General features: G+C 55.2%; 13 protein-coding genes. 6 read left to right on the forward strand and 7 right to left on the reverse strand.

From position 1 onward, the window contains the following. Positions 1–21: 21 nt before the first annotated feature. The 6 genes from GAL01_RS03465 to wbaP form a co-directional block, all read right to left on the reverse strand. Positions 22–897, reverse strand: coding sequence for a glycosyltransferase family 2 protein (locus tag GAL01_RS03465; RefSeq protein WP_062030997.1), 876 nt, complete (start codon positions 895–897; stop codon positions 22–24). 1 nt (position 898) lies between these two features. Next, entirely contained in the window at positions 899–1,816 is a 918-nt protein-coding gene (locus tag GAL01_RS03470) for a glycosyltransferase family 2 protein (RefSeq protein ID WP_231865380.1), read from the reverse strand. Between the two features lie 111 nt (positions 1,817–1,927). Beyond that, on the reverse strand, positions 1,928–2,299 hold the full coding sequence (locus tag GAL01_RS03475) for a hypothetical protein (RefSeq protein ID WP_062031000.1): 372 nt from the start codon (positions 2,297–2,299) through the stop codon (positions 1,928–1,930). Next, the gene (locus tag GAL01_RS03480) at positions 2,293–3,375 is read right to left on the reverse strand and encodes a glycosyltransferase family 4 protein (protein WP_062031002.1); all 1,083 of its coding nucleotides are present in this window, start codon (positions 3,373–3,375) and stop codon (positions 2,293–2,295) included. The genes GAL01_RS03475 and GAL01_RS03480 overlap by 7 nt, the downstream gene beginning before the upstream one ends. 14 nt (positions 3,376–3,389) lie before the next feature. After that, complete coding sequence (locus tag GAL01_RS03485; RefSeq protein WP_062031004.1) at positions 3,390–5,567, reverse strand: GumC family protein; 2,178 nt, start codon at positions 5,565–5,567, stop codon at positions 3,390–3,392. Between the two features lie 16 nt (positions 5,568–5,583). Further along, positions 5,584–7,071, reverse strand: a complete 1,488-nt coding sequence (gene wbaP / locus GAL01_RS03490; protein ID WP_062031006.1) for an undecaprenyl-phosphate galactose phosphotransferase WbaP — start codon at positions 7,069–7,071, stop codon at positions 5,584–5,586. A gap of 201 nt (positions 7,072–7,272) precedes the next feature. Between wbaP and GAL01_RS03495 the strand changes: the two genes are divergently transcribed. The 6 genes from GAL01_RS03495 to GAL01_RS03525 all read left to right on the forward strand — a co-directional run bounded on the left by GAL01_RS03495 (position 7,273) and on the right by GAL01_RS03525 (position 13,763). Beyond that, a complete protein-coding gene (locus GAL01_RS03495) occupies positions 7,273–8,658 on the forward strand; it encodes an outer membrane beta-barrel protein (RefSeq protein WP_082790751.1) in 1,386 nt (461 codons plus the stop codon). Between the two features lie 13 nt (positions 8,659–8,671). Then, positions 8,672–9,262 (forward strand): polysaccharide biosynthesis/export family protein, encoded by a 591-nt coding sequence (locus GAL01_RS03500; RefSeq protein ID WP_231865381.1) that lies wholly within the window; start codon positions 8,672–8,674, stop codon positions 9,260–9,262. A 229-nt stretch (positions 9,263–9,491) separates the two neighbouring features. Further along, positions 9,492–10,640, forward strand: coding sequence for a glycosyltransferase (locus GAL01_RS03510; RefSeq protein ID WP_062031015.1), 1,149 nt, complete (start codon positions 9,492–9,494; stop codon positions 10,638–10,640). A 1-nt stretch (position 10,641) separates the two neighbouring features. Then, positions 10,642–12,045, forward strand: coding sequence for an O-antigen ligase family protein (locus GAL01_RS03515; protein ID WP_082790752.1), 1,404 nt, complete (start codon positions 10,642–10,644; stop codon positions 12,043–12,045). Further along, positions 12,038–12,664 (forward strand): phosphatase PAP2 family protein, encoded by a 627-nt coding sequence (locus GAL01_RS03520; RefSeq protein ID WP_099253084.1) that lies wholly within the window; start codon positions 12,038–12,040, stop codon positions 12,662–12,664. The genes GAL01_RS03515 and GAL01_RS03520 overlap by 8 nt, the downstream gene beginning before the upstream one ends. Positions 12,665–12,695: 31 nt before the next feature. Next, positions 12,696–13,763, forward strand: a complete 1,068-nt coding sequence (locus GAL01_RS03525) for a tetratricopeptide repeat protein (RefSeq protein ID WP_082790753.1) — start codon at positions 12,696–12,698, stop codon at positions 13,761–13,763. Between the two features lie 46 nt (positions 13,764–13,809). Here GAL01_RS03525 and GAL01_RS03530 read toward each other — a convergent pair whose 3' ends face one another. Next, positions 13,810–15,345, reverse strand: a complete 1,536-nt coding sequence (locus GAL01_RS03530; RefSeq protein WP_062031021.1) for a lipopolysaccharide biosynthesis protein — start codon at positions 15,343–15,345, stop codon at positions 13,810–13,812. Positions 15,346–15,349 lie beyond the last annotated feature (4 nt).

Genomic DNA, 15,349 nt, shown 5'->3' on the forward strand with positions numbered 1-15,349 from the left:
CCATCTGTGAAAAGCTGTCTGTCAGGACAGAGCTTTTCCCGTGTTGTGTCGGGCGACCTCAGCGGCTTCGCGGCAGAAATAGCCCGAAAGCCGCCCTTGCAGCATCTTGGAATAATAGGCCGCCTTGTTGGATTGCCTGCGCAGAAGGCTCAGACAGACGCCGCCGAAGGGGCGGATAAAGAATGTCAGGACTGTCTTGAGGGTAGCGTGGTTCTTGCGCAGGACATATCCCAGTCCCTTGCCGTAGTCGAAGGCGCGGGCCGTGTTGAGACTGGCTGGCTTGTCCATGTGACGCACCAGCAGCGCACGATCATGATATCCTTGAGCCCCTGCTGCCATCAGACGCAGGGCAAGGTCAGGGCCTTCGGCTGAACCATAGGGGGCTCCGATCCCCAGATCCTCATCGAACCCATGTATCTTTTCAAACATCTTGCGCGGCATGAAAAAGTTGAATTCGATCAGGCCCGTCCAGACGCTATGCGAGTTCAGGACCTGGCTGCTGGTCAGCCAGCGCCCCATGGCTGTCGGTGCACCGTTCAGATTGAGCACGGCACCGGTAATGAAGCCGGTATCGCCCGTTTTGCGGAAATAGTCGTTCACCCGTTGCAGCGTGTCGGGCTCATAGATGCAGTCATCATCCGGAAACGATATGATATCGCCTACCGCGACGCTCGCACCAAAGTTGCGGGCGTAACGCAGTCCGTTGACCTCGGGGCGCAGATGCTTGAAGGGCCATTTGGCGCTGTATCGCGCGACGAGATCGTCATAGATGTCTGATCCGCTCTGGTCGACAAGAATGACCTCGAAATCCTTGAATGTCTGCTTTTCCAGACCCTGCATGAAGGCTTCGACTTCGGCCAGACGGGCTACAGTCGGAACGACGAGTGAAAAGCGCATCTCAGGAAGCCTTTTTCTTGGAATGGAGTGTGGCAGCCCGTTCGGGCGTAATACGGTTTTTCAACAGATCGCCAAGTCCGATCAGATTTCCGAACAGACGTCCTTTGCGATCTATATAAGGCTCGGGGCTCAGTGATTTCAAAGCGTTGATGACGAGGTGTCGCCCTGCGCTTTTCACAGCGTGAGACCAGGGATAGGTTCCCTTCCGGGCCAGATAGATACAATTGATAATCTGCGAATAACCCAGTCGAAGGCCGGATCCTTTGCCCGTCTTGTTCCCCAGATGCACGCCCTGTGCGCCGTGAGCCTTGACGATTCTGCCGTGAGGCAGAAGAGAGCGGGAAAAATCTATGTCTTCATACCAGGCGTAAAGAGGCAGCCTTTCGTCAAAGCGTGCACCGAGGCGTTTTACGGCGGCACAGCGGAACGCCATGTTGCAGCCATAGGTGTTGGGGGCATCCTCGACTTTCGAAACCGATGACGTGCCAGCATTCGTGTTCAGACGGTCCGCCTCTTCAATTGACAGACCAGGTCCTTTGGCGCCATCGGCCAGGACGTTGCCTGTAACGCCCAGAATATTGGGGTTGTCGTGAAAGGCTTCGATAATCCGGGCGATATAGGTGGGGTGAGGGAAGAAATCATCATCGAAGAACAGGACGATATCTTCGTCATCGAGACGGTCGAGAATGACATTCCGCTGGGCAGGAAGGCCCATATGGCCGGTGACGAATTCGACCGAAGCCATTTCCCGGAGCGTCTGGGGAATAGCTGCAATATCCTCCGGTTTGGCGTAGCTGATGATGATCCTGGTCGGTCTGACCGTTTGATGGGTCAGTTGACGCACGAGTTCGGCGAGAATGGCAGGACGGCCACTGGTAGCAATGCCTACGACAACCTGCATGTCTTTTGTTAAAGGCACAGACTCTCCAGTTTTCGTTAATGTCAGCGGCAGATTTCTGTTTTGCTCAGATGAATTTTCTGGATGGGAGACACCTGCCGAGGGCATCCGGGCTGTATCGGGGGTCATGAATTAGTTCGATCCGACGGTTACAATATGGCTGCCACGCTGTTGTGCGAGGGAAATGAGTGCATCGCGGGTTTTTGTGGCATGTGCCATGTCGGGGTAAATGGCACATGCATGATCGTTGTTGCGGATTGTCAGATTATAGCGGCTGTTGACGATCGTTATGAAACGGCTGTTGGCGTTCCATAGCGCCATGTGACTGAGGTCAGATGTGGGAACCGGGTCGGAAGCAAAAAGACGCTTCGAGCCACCATCAGAGACGGTGCACCACAAAACCAGCTTTCTGGAAGGAAGACCTGTAGTCGCGTCCTGTGCACAGGCAGGCATGACGATGGCTGCGGCAACCATCATCGCTACAAGACGGGAGGGTGTCAGCATTTGACAAATTCCTCCCGCATGATGTCCAGCAACTGCTTTGCAGCGATGGTCCAGCGGTATTTCTGAACCTGTTCATAGCCTACGCGACGGAGATCAGCGGCACGATCCGGATGATCAAGCAGTTCGATGACGCACGCGGTAAGATCGGAAGGGTCTCGGCCGAAGAGAGCAGCCTGACCGCAGATTTCACGCAGTACGGGAATGTCGCGGGCAACGACCGGACAGCCGGCTTCCATCGCTTCTACAGGCGGGAGGCCGAAACCTTCATAGATGGACGGAAAAACAAAACAGGCGGCTTCACTGTAGAGCGCGTGCAGTTCCGCATCCGTAACCCTGCCGACATAGGTCGCATGCTGCAGGTCAGGGGCGCCTGCGCTGAAAACCCGTCCGTTCATTCCACCACTGATCACGAGCCTGATCCCGCGTTGAGCGAGTGTTGCTGCCAGATGATCGAGCGCTGCAAAATCCTTGTGGGGTGCCTTGTTGCCGACAGCCAGAACGTATTTCCTGCTCTCCAGACCATGGGTCTTTAAAATCGTCCTGTCTGCCGCAATGCGCGTGGCATGATCCGCGCCTTCAGTGATAACGCTGATGCGTGCAGGGTCGATCTTCAAGTGACGGGCAATGTCGTTTCTGGAGAAGTCCGAGACCGTCACGATGCGTGTTTTGCCCAAGGCCAGCAGGCGATGCAAAACCTTGTAATACGCACGAAACTGGCGTGAGTACGACTGTGGCGTGGAGAAGACGCCAGCATCATGAATGACAACCAGCTGCCGGCTATGCCGCGATGACAGGTGAAGAGGAGCGGTATTGCCCAGATTGACGAGCAACCCTGACGCTGCCGCTTTGGGGAGATCAATCTGTTCCCAGATCTGTCCCTGAAAGCGGCCACAGGACCGCGCAGTAAAACCCAGGTCGATAGAAACTGCCGGGTCTGTCCGGGGTGTCAGGAGTTCGGGGCGTGGCAGATCCGCGGGCCAGATTTCCGAAAGTGCACGCGTAATTTCCGTTGCAAAACGCTGCACGCCACTGAGCGACTGGACGGAAAAGCGTCCGTTAAGGAAAATTTTGCTCATTGGAGAAACAGCCATTACGAGGAAGAGACGAGTTTGCGGTAGTGGGAGTAATCACCCATACGAAGGCTTTCTTCCGGGCGCAGATTTTCGATATCAACGAATGTCAGGACCGCCCCCAGACAGTTTGCGTGGTGTGTCCGCAAAATTCTCTGTGTCTCGATAACAGCACTTGCAGAGGTATGGTGCCATTTTACGGCGATGATGACGCCTTCAGCAAAAGACGCAAGAACGCCTGCTTCGGGAAAGCTCAGAATGGGAGGCGTGTCGATAATGATCTGATCGTATTCGTCACGGTGCTTCGCCAGAAACTCTCCGAGAGCTCCAAAATTCAGGACGCCGGGTTCTCCTGTCTGGCTGGCGACGAAAATATCCAGTCCTGGAAGCGCGTCGTGAACGAAGCCGTCTTCATGCGCCTTGAGGTCCAGAGCCAGCAAAACGCTGGGTCGGTGAGCATCGCAGTCGATCAGGAGCGCGCGTTTGCCGAGCGCTCCGATGCTGGCCGCCAGTGAAATGGCGAGCGTAGTTTTGCCCTCGTTGTTTTCCGCGGAGGTGATGACCGTGATTTTTGTACGGATCGAGGGGTTACCGAAGGTCAGGATGGCCCGCATGGAATTGAGCATCCGACCATACAGAGAGTCGCCGGATGTCAGCTGTTCCCGCAGAGAGCCCCGGAAACGCGGGAGTGCGCCAAGCCCGAACAGCCGTGTCTGCTGCTCCAGCTCGGCCAGAGTCCGCAGACTGCTGCGGGACCGGTCGCGCAGCAGGGCCGCGCCTGCGCCCAGACCCAGCGAAATCAGAAAGAGAAGCACGCCGTACTGTTTCTTGGGCGGCCCGGCCGGACCCAGAGGCTGGTTCGCCGGTGTGATGAGGCGGGCTTCGGCCTGCTGTATGGTGGTTTCGGCTGAGACCTGTCCAAGACGCGAGAGGTAGTCCCGGTACAGGGTCTGTGCTGCAGTTGCTTCCCCAACGAGCTGCCGTAGCCGGATGTCGGCGTGTTCTTCTTCCGTGACATTCATCTGCAGGGCGTTGGTACGCTCCTTCAGGGCATTGACGCGCTGCTGGGCAGCATCCGCTTCGTAACGCAGATTCTGGAGGAGCTTCTGGCTTTCCGTTGCAATCTGGGCATCAATGCGCGCAGCCTGCGCGCGGGCTGCGACCAGCTCTGGATTTTGCTCGAGCGCCGTGGAAGCAAGCGTCGAAATGCGGGCATTGATCTGGGTCTGCTGAAGTCTGAGGCTCTGGATGAGCGGAGAGGCTGTGATTGCAGTAATGGTTCCAACGTTGCCGCTGGACGCAGCCTCATTGTAAATGGCCTGCTTGCTTGCCAGATCGGCTTCTGCTTCGCCGAGCTCATGATTCATCTGTGTCAGATGAAGGTCATTGGGCGTTGCGGGCAACGCAATACGGGCTGTCCGCCCGGAATCGCCGCCCGAATCATCGCCCAGCAGATAGAGATTATGCTCCTGCCTGTAACGCGAGAGTTCCTGTTCGGCCTGGATTGACCTCTGCCGCAAAGGAGCAATCTGCTCTTCCAGAAGAACGCTTGCATTTCGTGCGGCCTGAATCTTGGCCTGCTGCTCAAAATCCAGATAGGCTTTGACGTAACCATTGGCGATGGCAGGTGCCAGATCAGGACCTGCGGAACGTGCAGTAATTCCAATGATTGCGGAGCGCCCATCATTGCTGATGTGGACTTTTCCCATAAGCAGATTGGAAACGAGCTCGTTACGCTGCTGCTGCGTGAGGGGAGGACCGTCCTTTTGAAGACCGAACTTCTTTTTAAGTTGTGACACAAAGGATGGGCTCAGAGCCTTTATGTATTCAGGACTGTCCGCGAGGTGCAGTCGCTGCGTCACCATCAGGGCAATAATAGGGCTTTTGAGAATATCAATCTGGGTATTGAGCGCGACCAGATCCAGAGCACGGTCAGCGTAAGGGCTGAGTTCCGAGGGAGAAATCATGCCCCGTGCACCGATCGCAATTTCGGCGTTGGATTCGTAGTAGGGTTTGAGCGTCGTAATGGCGGCCGCTCCAAGAAGGAACGTGCCGCCTGTAACAGCACACATCAGAAGCCGGTGCTGGCGCAGAATGGAGAAAATCCGACCGAAACCGGCAAATTCCTGCTCTGGGGCAGGACCAATGTCCATTGGAGAGAACTGCTGTGGGGGCATTGCACCGGAAATCTGGCTCATGAGTGATGTGTCCTGCTCACCGTGCGCCGCGTCTCAGGAAAACGGCGGGAAGGGTTTTCGCAAGAATTGCGATATCGTGCCACAAAGTCCAGTTGCGCACGTACCACCGATCAAGCTGGACACGTTCTGCATAGCCGGTGTCACTTCTGCCGCTGACCTGCCATAGCCCGGTAATTCCGGGGCGGATGGCCTGATAGTAATCGAAATTTTCACCGTAATGCCGGACTTCCGCCTGGACGATCGGACGGGGTCCGACCAGGCTCATGTCGCCCCGCAGAACGTTGATGAGCTGCGGCAGTTCATCAAGGCTCGTTTTGCGGATGAAGTGGCCGACACGGGTAATTCTGGGGTCGTTGCGGAGTTTCTGGGTCTCCTGCCATTCAGCCGCTGCCAGGGGATCGGTTTCCAGAAGACGTTTCAGCAGTTCATCGGAATTTTTCGCCATGGAACGGAATTTCAGGCACTTGAACTCACGTCCGTTCTGGCCAATGCGCCGATGACCATAGATCGGCTGACCACCGTCAAGAGCAATCATGACATACAGGATTACATAGACTGGCAGGACAAGAAGGAGCAGGAGCAGGGCTGCCAAGAAATCAAAGGTGAATTTAAGCTTACGCTGGAGTGGATTTTCCAGATTGCTTTTATAGGACAGAATGATGGTGTCGTGGCTGAAATAGGAGGACTGCGTCAGGCCGTGCGTGGGCATTCCTGAGATTTGCGGGATCAGCGCGAAAGGAACACGACGACGCGTCAGCCATTCGATGATGTCGCGTGAGCATGTATCGGTCGGGTCGAGGCAAAGCAGGAACTGGAATCTCGAAGATGCGGTCGCGTTTTCAGTGACCAGAAGAGATCCGATTGCTGCCTCGGGGCTGATGGAGCCTATGATTTCGTAGCTGGAGAGTGTTTCACTGGCCAGGACGTGACGCACCTGAGCAGTTTCCGCCGGGTTTCCGATCAGGATTGTAGGAATTTGCCACAGCCGGAGCGCATGGAGGATGTGTCGCCCACACTGCCTCATGAATTCGCCAAGGAAAGGAAAGATGATCCAGGGCAGAAGCAGCGCGGAGCGCGGACCGGAAATCTGAAAGGCAAAGGCCCAGAAACCCGTGGCCAGCAAGGCGCAGAAAGCGGCTGTGATCAGGCGGCCGAATTCACTCCAGAACGGAAACCGGATGCGGTACTCGCCGCTGGCGAACATGTAAAGAAGAACGCCGAGGCAGATGGGCATGAGAGAACCCATCGTGTGCGTTGCGTTGGTGCCGGCATCCAGAAACAGGGGGAAACCAGAGGACATGTTGTGCAAAACCGAGGCGACCCAGCTGCCAAGCAGCACGGAGACACACAGAGCAATCACGTCACTCACAAAAAAGACAGAAAAAATTCTTGACGAGCGATCCGACGTCAGCCGGGAACGAACGCCATTGGGCGCAGTTAGCGTTCCGCCGTTCGGGAGGGCTTCGAGAGCGTCTTGCGGAAAAGAAGAAGGAAATAGGCTCATCGGCTCTCTGCATTCCAAAAACGCTACCGGATGCGATAGCAGCGGTGTTCCCAATTGGTCTCCGGACGAACGGGGTACGAAAATAACGATCTTGCGGTAATTAAGGCTTTTTATAGACACAAAACCGCATGTGCGTCTACAATATTAACGGTTAATAAATCGTCATAGCGTATAGAGCCTTCCTCGGTCGCTATTGGTGCAATGGAAGCGTTTCTGGATGGATCTTTTTCTGCTAGAAGAGGTCTTATGTTCGTGTGTCGTGAAAAAACTCGTCTGCGCCTTCTTTTCGCGCTTGAAATAGGGATTGCGTCGCCGCTTTCCCTGTTTCTGGGTGGGGTAGCGCATGCGCAGGTCGTGACACAGAATCTTTCTGCCCTGGGAAGCGCCGAAGATGGGCTCTCTGTTGATGCATTCCAGTCCGATACGGACCATCGTTATGGCGCACAGGGTCTCAGGTATGGACCTTGGGCGATTAATGGGGGAGCGTCCGAAGGGTGGGGTTATACCAACAACGCCGACCAGATGATGGGCGGAGTTCCAAGTGCGGCCAGTATTACCAATGCCAACCTTGAAGGATTACTGACCCAAAATCGGAGGCTCCTGAATATAGGGGCTACGGTTAGCCAGCAGTATTATCCTGAACGGGAACTGCAAAACCAGACAAACTGGACCGCATTTCTACGTGGGTATGAGAAGATTGGCCGTCATCGCGTCTCATATCGTTTCAGCCATGAGAAAATGACGCAGATGCCCTCCGACCTGGGGGCGTTTGCCGTCAATCAGCCCATTCCATACTTTATGGAAGATCTGAGTCTGGATGACACGATCGAGACCCATGGCAGGCTTTCGGTCATCCCGAATTTTGATCTGAAGCGTTTCCTTTTCACGGATCTTGGGGGCGATAATATCTATCTGCAGCAGTCCTATCGCAACCGGTTGCTGTTCTCCGAAGGTCTTGGGCTGCGTTACAGTCTCGCAGAGGGGAGCGACCTGCTGATGATCACGCAGGGTGTTGAGATCCGGTATTCCAATAACCGGTTTCATCTTCCTTCGCGGGATTCCAACGGCTTTTCGGCCCTAGTGGGCTATGATTATGAAATGCCGGGCCCTTTCAGTATCCGTGTACTGGGGGGGTATCAGAATCGCTCCTATAATGTTGCCGCTTACAAAACCATTGATACGTTTTATGCAGAGCTTCGCGGCACATGGACACCCACGCGCATGACACGGGTTTCCCTGACCGTATCGCGCGGAATTGCGGACAGTGCGTTTGAGAGCGTCATTGGTTTTATTTATACAACTGCCGCCCTTGATATCCGTCATGTCTACTCCCGGAATATCGTGTTGCATGCCGGATTTCAGATTCAGCAGGGTGGGGCAGGGCAAACCCCTGCAATTTTCCAGAATACTCCGCTGGATCAGACAATGACATCACAGTTGAACGCTAATTTCAGCGTTGGAGTGAACTGGGCATTGAACCAGCATTTGTCTCTTGAGGCGTCTAATGTCTATCGCAATGCCAATGCTTCGGGAAGCAGCCGATACAGCATCGATATGGCTATGATAAGCGTGAAATATCAATTATGATAAAGTTCTCATCATGACAGAAATCTCCCGGATGCCGCTGTTGCAGAACCTGCGGAAATATATCCTTTTCCCCATATCGGGTCTTGCTCTGGCAGCCTGTAGTCCAGGTGGCGGACTTTCGCCGGTTCCTGTCTACGATCCAGTGCAGTACCGTCTCGGGACCGATGACGAGGTGCGCCTGATAACCTATGGGCAGGATCAGCTGACCTCTGATTTCCGAATCGACAGTGCAGGGAACATTGACATCCCGTTACTTGGGAGTGTCCATGCGTCCGGCCTGACGACAGAGCAGCTTGGTCAGCAGGTTACGGAAGATCTGCGGAAAAAAGCCATTCTCCGGGATGCGAAGATCGCGGTTCAGGTTACGGCTTACCGTTTGATTTCGATAATTGGTGAAGTCGAACATCCGGGACAGTATGCCTATCAGCCGGGTATGACGATGCTTTCAGCGGTTGCTGCGGCCGGTGGGTTCACATACAGGTCTTGGGAGAGATACGCGTATACCATCCGCCAGGAGGGTGGATATACGGTCGCTGGGCTGCTTTATCCCCAGAATTTCGTCAAGCCGGGGGATGTCATCAAGGTGTATGAACGGCATTTCTGATGCCGCAGGCCTGATTCTTTTACTGGGCTGCTAGTCTTCAGTGGCAACAGCTCAGGAAAAGAGCCAGTAACCGCCAGCGATCCAGATGAATGTTCCCAGAAACGCCGCAAGTCCAATTCCGCTGCCAGCGATGGGCGATGTATCTTCCACCGACGCGGGTTTCGTTGAATGAGTGCAGGCACCTGTCATTGACTGGCGTTCGATGGCAGCAGAATGAGAAAAAAGAGACATGGAATCCACCCGAGTTGCGATCGTACATGAATGGCTTGAAAACTGGGCCGGCTCCGAGCTTGTCATCGAGCAATTAATTAAGTGTTACCCGGATGCAAAAATCTTCGCCGTGGTGGATTTTTTGTCTCCAAAAGACCGTGCGCGGCTCGGTGGCCGTGAAATCCAGACGTCATTCATTCAGAAACTGCCCTTCGCACGCAGGCTTTTCAGGCATTATCTTGGTTTGATGCCGCTTGCCGTGGAGCAGTGGGATCTCAGTGGATTCGATATCGTCATCTCCAGTCATCATGCGGTGGCAAAGGGCGTCATTACGGGCCCAGATCAGTTGCACGTGTCCTATGTACATTCCCCGATGCGGTATGCGTGGGATTTCCAGAACACCTATCTGCGCCAGAGTGGGCTGCATCGCGGCTTGCGTGGGCTCTACATTCGTTGGCTTTTCCATCGTCTGAGGAACTGGGACGTCCGGGCTGCGGCTGGAGTGGACGCGTTCATCGCCAATTCCAACTACATTGCCCGCCGGATCCGCAAAACGTGGCGGCGGGAGGCAGCGGTTATTGCACCCCCCGTCAATCTGGAGCGCTTTTCCGTGACGCAGGCGAAGAAGGACCATTACGTCGTGGTTTCGCGACTGGTGCCCTATAAACGGATTGATCTGGTGGTCGAAGCATTCCGGAAAATGCCTGACAGAAAGCTGATTGTCATTGGAGGTGGAACGGATCTGGAGCTTGTTCGGGAAAAAGCCGGAGGGGCTCCGAATATTGCGATCAAGGGGCATGTCTCTGATGCCGAACTCCAGTCCACGCTCGGTGCGGCCAGAGCTTTTGTCTATGCGGGTGAGGAGGATTTCGGCATCTCGCTGGTTGAGGCCCAGGCCGCGGGAACGCCGCTCATCGCTTATGGGCGCGGAGGGGCGTGTGATATTGTCCAGCCAGGGGTGACGGGTCTTCTTTTTGACACTCAGAGCGCGGAAAGCATTATTGCGGCTGTGCAGGAATTCGAGGAGCATGAAAAGGATATGACGCCCGAGCTGTGCCATCAGAATGCGCTGCGCTTTTCGGAAGACCTGTTCCGTTCGCGCTTTACGTCTTTTGTCGCGCAGCAATGGCGGGAGTTCATGCCATCCCGGTCGAACGACAGGGTCTGACATGCCTCTGACCGCGATGGGGCTGATTTTTTGGCCCCTCAGCTTCCTTTTCTTTTTCAGGAAGGATCCGCAGCGCCTGCTGGAGCTGACCCTCATAGGGGGCGTTCTTCAGGCGGCGGCGGTTCTGGTAATGGGGGGGCTTGGTCTACAGCCGGCCATGGCTCCCGGCATGTTGTTTATTGCGTTCATGGGCCTTCAGCTGATGCTGGGGGTCAAGTTTCCGGCGGCTGGACGGGTTCTCAAATTTTGTACACCGCTGCTGATCGCGTTCTCCTGGGCGCTGGTCGGCTCTATTATCCTGCCCCGCCTGTTTGAAGGGGTTGTGCTGGTCTGGCCGCAGAAGCTTGACGACGTGGCAACCCGGGTTCCGCTTGCGCCAACGCGTGGAAACATGACCCAGGATTGCTATCTCGTTCTCGACCTCGTCATGTTTGTCATGACCATTTTTTTCCTGACCCGGCGCGAAGCTGATCCGCGGCGGCTTTACAATGCCTATCTGGTGGGCGCGGCTCTGGCATGTGTGGTCGGTTTCTGGGAGATGGCGCACCGTCTGGTTGGGAGCATTCCATTTCCCAAAGAGCTTTTGTATTCCAATCCTGGATGGGCCGTTCTGGATACGCAGATGAGCGGCCCGGTGCCCCGCATCAATGCAACCTTTACCGAGCCTTCGGCCTGCGCGACTTTTCTGATCGGGACGCTGTATTCAACGGTGTGGTGCGCCCTTCGGGGATATGGAAATTGGGCGACGCGGGTAATGATTTTCCTGTGTACCCTGTGTCTGCTGATGACGACCTCGACAACCGGCTATGTCGCCATGATAATCGGGCTGGCGTTGCTGATTGTTTACGCCATCTTAAGTCGTGAGAGGCGATTGTTCCGACGTCTGATGATGTTCATCGCGGGCGGGGTACTGTGCATGGGCGTGACAACGCTGGCTTTGGCGGCTTTTGCTCCTGACGTCATCAAGGCGGCGGCGGAGGTTATGCTGGAGACGCAGGACAAGAAACAGTCGGCGTCTTACGAAGAACGTACCCAGAAAGACGCTGACTCGTATCAGCTTGCGTTTGACACTTATGGTCTTGGGACCGGGTGGGGAAGTGACCGTTCTTCAAGTCTTCTTCCGGGCTTTCTGGCGACAATAGGCGTCGTGGGCGTTCTGATGCTCGTGGTCTGGAACGGAAGCCTGTTTCTGAAGATATATCGCACGATCAAGGGGGCGGCGGGGGAACGCTCACTTGATGCCTGGATGATCGAAGCGACATTCACTGCATTGCTCGGGCGAACGGTAGCAACCCTCATTTCAGGACCTGTTCTGGGGACGATGGATTTTTATGTGCTGCTGGCCATGTTGGTGTCGGCATTGATCCGTCTCCAGACCCGAGCGGGAAAACAGGTGCGTGCCTGACGGCCTCATGAGTCTCATCGGTTTTTTCAGCGACTTCGGAGACGAAAACATTCTCTGGCCTGTGATGGCTTTGAGCGGCGTTCTGCTGATCGTGCAGGCACGACGAAAGATGTTACTTCAATGGCTGGCGCTTGTGGTTCTGGTATTTGGCGGAATGTTATTGCTTAAACTGCGGTTTGAGGCATGCGGCCGGATTCCGGGCCAGAGCCTTTACAGTCCGAGCGGTCATACGGCAGGGACGACATTCGTGTATGGCAGTATGGCTGTGCTGTTTGGCCGGCTGCCGATCGCGGGCTTTATGGTGGCTCTGGGGATTGGGCTGTTTGCCGGCGCTGCACGTGTCTGGCTGCATGTACATTCCGTTGCCGAGGTGTGTGTGGGAGGTGCGTGGGGACTGCTGGGGGTTCTGCTTCTAACGCTTGCACGATATCGGGAAATGCAGACGTTCTCGAAAAAGCATCAGCCCGACTGGTCGGTTGCATTGATGCTTGTGGCAGCTCTGATTGTGGCATTGTCACTGCACGGTTTACGTTCTCCGGCAGAAGCATGGCTCGAATATTTTTCGCACCGCTTTGTTGCGCCATTCAGGCACTGTCCTGTAACACTTTCTGCAACCTGATCCTGTTATTATTGAAATCTGGAAAAGTATCATGAGTAAACTCGGCTTTCCGTTATTTCTCCGGCCCGAGGCAAGACTGCAAGGCGCAAAAAAACTTCTGGAGAACGGAAAGGTCAGGCAGGGGCTCAGGCAACTCCATACTTTGGGGACGTCAGGAAACGCAGAGGGCCAGTTCGCGCTGGGAGAGCTTTATCTGGCGGATAAAGACGTTCCCATCAATCCCGGAGAAGCCCTGCGCTGGTTTCAGAAGTCTGCAGAACAGGGTTATGCACCAGCGTGTCAGAGACTGGCCCAGTTGTGTTACATGGGACTGGGTCCAGCCTCGGAAAACCGTACGACGGTCTTTGATAGCATGCCTGAACAGGGAGAGCCGGACTATGACGGCGCACTGTACTGGGCGCAAAAGTCCGTTGATGGCGGAGATGCCGACGGTATGGCGATGATGGCTCATCTTCTGATGCAGGGGCCGGACAATCTGCGTGATCCTGAAAGAGGGCGGGAGCTTTATCGCAGGGCAGCCGAGGCTGGCAGCGTGCAGGGGCTGTATGGGTATGGGCTCGATCTTCTCGGAGCCGCGAAAAACCCTACGGAACGCGAACGGGGGCTATCCTATATCCGCAAGGCCGCGCAGGGTGGCCTCGCGGATGCCGAGCTGACCCTTGGGACTGTTCTGGAGTATGAAGGCGGAAAGGATGTGCAGGCTTTCGGGCATTTCATGAAAGCTGCTGAAGACGGTCGTCCTGCCGCGCAGATGAAGGTTGGGATTGCCTATTATCAGGGGCGTGGCGTGGAGCGCGATGTTTCCAAAGCCGAGACATGGTTGCGCAAGGCCGCGCAGGGTGGGGAGGTTGAAGCGACTGCATTGGTCGGGGATATCAACCTTCAGGGCGACGGGACTACGCCCAATTTTCTTGAAGCCCATTCCTGGTATCGTAGGGCTGCACAATCCGGACATACAGGGGCTGCGGTAACGCTCGCCCAGTTGGTCTATAATGGAATGGGATGTGCCGCTGATCCGGTGGAAGCGAAGAAGCTTCTGGAATTTGCGGCATCGGGTGGGAATGCTGCGGCGAAAAAACTGCTGCAAAGTCTCACGTAGGAAAAACCGAAAGTCCCCGATATCTGTCGGGCAGACGGCGCGCCCGTTAAAGCGCGACGCGGCTTCTCCTCAGTTTCGACATGCATATTCCGACAACCCTGGCTTCTACAGACCCAGGTTTTTTGCCGGTCAGAGACCAGAGCGCGAGCAGTGCGAGGACATAAGCCATGAGTCCAGCGCTGCCGAGAATAAATAGCTTTACAATACCCGGCCATGAAGGCGGCAGCAGGTACCATTTGATGCTTTCTATACTGAGCCACGACAGGAAACCAGACAGACAGGTTCGCCAGTTTTGAAAAAAGACTTGGCCGTAGGAGACCTTGATCAGGCTCTTGGTGGTTGAGAGATAGACAAGCATCATGAGGAACGCGATACAGATGCGTCCCCAGCACGCACCAAGCGCTCCAAAGAAATAGGCGGCGCCTGTGACGATCGGGATCTTGAACGCGAATTCCAGCGAGTTCAGACGCATGTAAAGGTGGTTTTTCTTGAAAGCCATGACCAGGGCTGAAATGCCCTCTGCCAGTCCCGCCAGAATTGGTGGAATGGCGAGCAGGGAAATATAGGTGATGGACTTCTCCCACTTTGGTCCCAGAATCGTGTGGACGATTTCGGTCGAGAGGGCCGACATCTCAATAAAGATGGGAAGAATGATCATGAACACCGTAGCGTTCGACAACTGGTAGAGATTTCTGAAATGATCCAGATTGTCCCGGCGGGCCACAAGAGCTGAAAGCAGGGGGCGGCTGAGGGGCGCGATGATGGCCTGCGATGGAATTCCCACCAGATCACTCGCGATCGAAAATGCACCCAGCGTCTGCGGAGGGACGAGACGTCCCAGAATGAGCCGATCATACTGCCAGTTGATGGCACTGACGATCTGGGCTCCGCTGCTCCACCCGAGAAAGTTTCTGAAATCGCTCCATCGCGATAGCGTAAAATGCGGTTTGTATGGGGAGATCACATACGAAACGATCATTCCAAAAGCGGTACTTGTGATTGTTGCGGCGGCAACGGCCCAGTAGGAGCGGGTTGTGACCGCCACGCAGACGGCAACGATCAGAGCGCCGAATTTTCCAAGGAAGTCGATGATACATTCACGCGAAAAATCGAGACGTTTTGCATAGAGTGCCAGACCCGGACTCTGCATTCCGCGAAGCGCGGGCGCCAGACTAAGCGCCATCAGCAGCGGGAACAGGCGGGAATCGTGGTATAAAATTGAAAACGGCAGGGAAATGGCGAAGACAAGAACGCAGATGATGGACCCGCGCAGAAAGCTCAGCGTAAATGCCGTGTCCAGATGGTCTCTGTCTATGGTTTCCAGAACGACGAGCGCCTGAGACAGGGGAAGTTCGAAAATGGCTTCTGTCAGATAAATGACGGACATGGCCAGAGAGACCACGCCAAAATCGGCTGGCAGCAGGAGATGTGTCAGAACAACAAGTGACACAAAATCCAGAAACCGGCCCATCAGCTTGGCGCCGACCAGAAACGCCGCTCCGCGTGCGGCTTTTGCGCCGACATTGGTAAAGGTGTCCTGCTCCGGGATCGGGGCATTTTCCGGTTCGAGGCTATTAGTCACGAAA

Source organism: Gluconobacter albidus (genome assembly GCF_002723915.1).
Classification (GTDB): domain Bacteria; phylum Pseudomonadota; class Alphaproteobacteria; order Acetobacterales; family Acetobacteraceae; genus Gluconobacter; species Gluconobacter albidus.

Excerpts from the sequence above, each read along its gene's own strand:
- wbaP (WP_062031006.1), bottom strand. The coding sequence starts at position 7,071 with ATGAGCCTATTTCCTTCTTCTTTTCCGCAAGACGCTCTCGAAGCCCTC.
- GAL01_RS03500 (WP_231865381.1), top strand. The coding sequence starts at position 8,672 with ATGACAGAAATCTCCCGGATGCCGCTGTTGCAGAACCTGCGGAAATAT.
- GAL01_RS03485 (WP_062031004.1), bottom strand. The coding sequence starts at position 5,567 with ATGAGCCAGATTTCCGGTGCAATGCCCCCACAGCAGTTCTCTCCAATG.
- GAL01_RS03480 (WP_062031002.1), bottom strand. The coding sequence starts at position 3,375 with ATGAGCAAAATTTTCCTTAACGGACGCTTTTCCGTCCAGTCGCTCAGT.
- GAL01_RS03525 (WP_082790753.1), top strand. The coding sequence starts at position 12,696 with ATGAGTAAACTCGGCTTTCCGTTATTTCTCCGGCCCGAGGCAAGACTG.
- GAL01_RS03495 (WP_082790751.1), top strand. The coding sequence starts at position 7,273 with ATGGAAGCGTTTCTGGATGGATCTTTTTCTGCTAGAAGAGGTCTTATG.
- GAL01_RS03515 (WP_082790752.1), top strand. The coding sequence starts at position 10,642 with ATGCCTCTGACCGCGATGGGGCTGATTTTTTGGCCCCTCAGCTTCCTT.
- GAL01_RS03465 (WP_062030997.1), bottom strand. The coding sequence starts at position 897 with ATGCGCTTTTCACTCGTCGTTCCGACTGTAGCCCGTCTGGCCGAAGTC.
- GAL01_RS03510 (WP_062031015.1), top strand. The coding sequence starts at position 9,492 with ATGGAATCCACCCGAGTTGCGATCGTACATGAATGGCTTGAAAACTGG.
- GAL01_RS03475 (WP_062031000.1), bottom strand. The coding sequence starts at position 2,299 with ATGCTGACACCCTCCCGTCTTGTAGCGATGATGGTTGCCGCAGCCATC.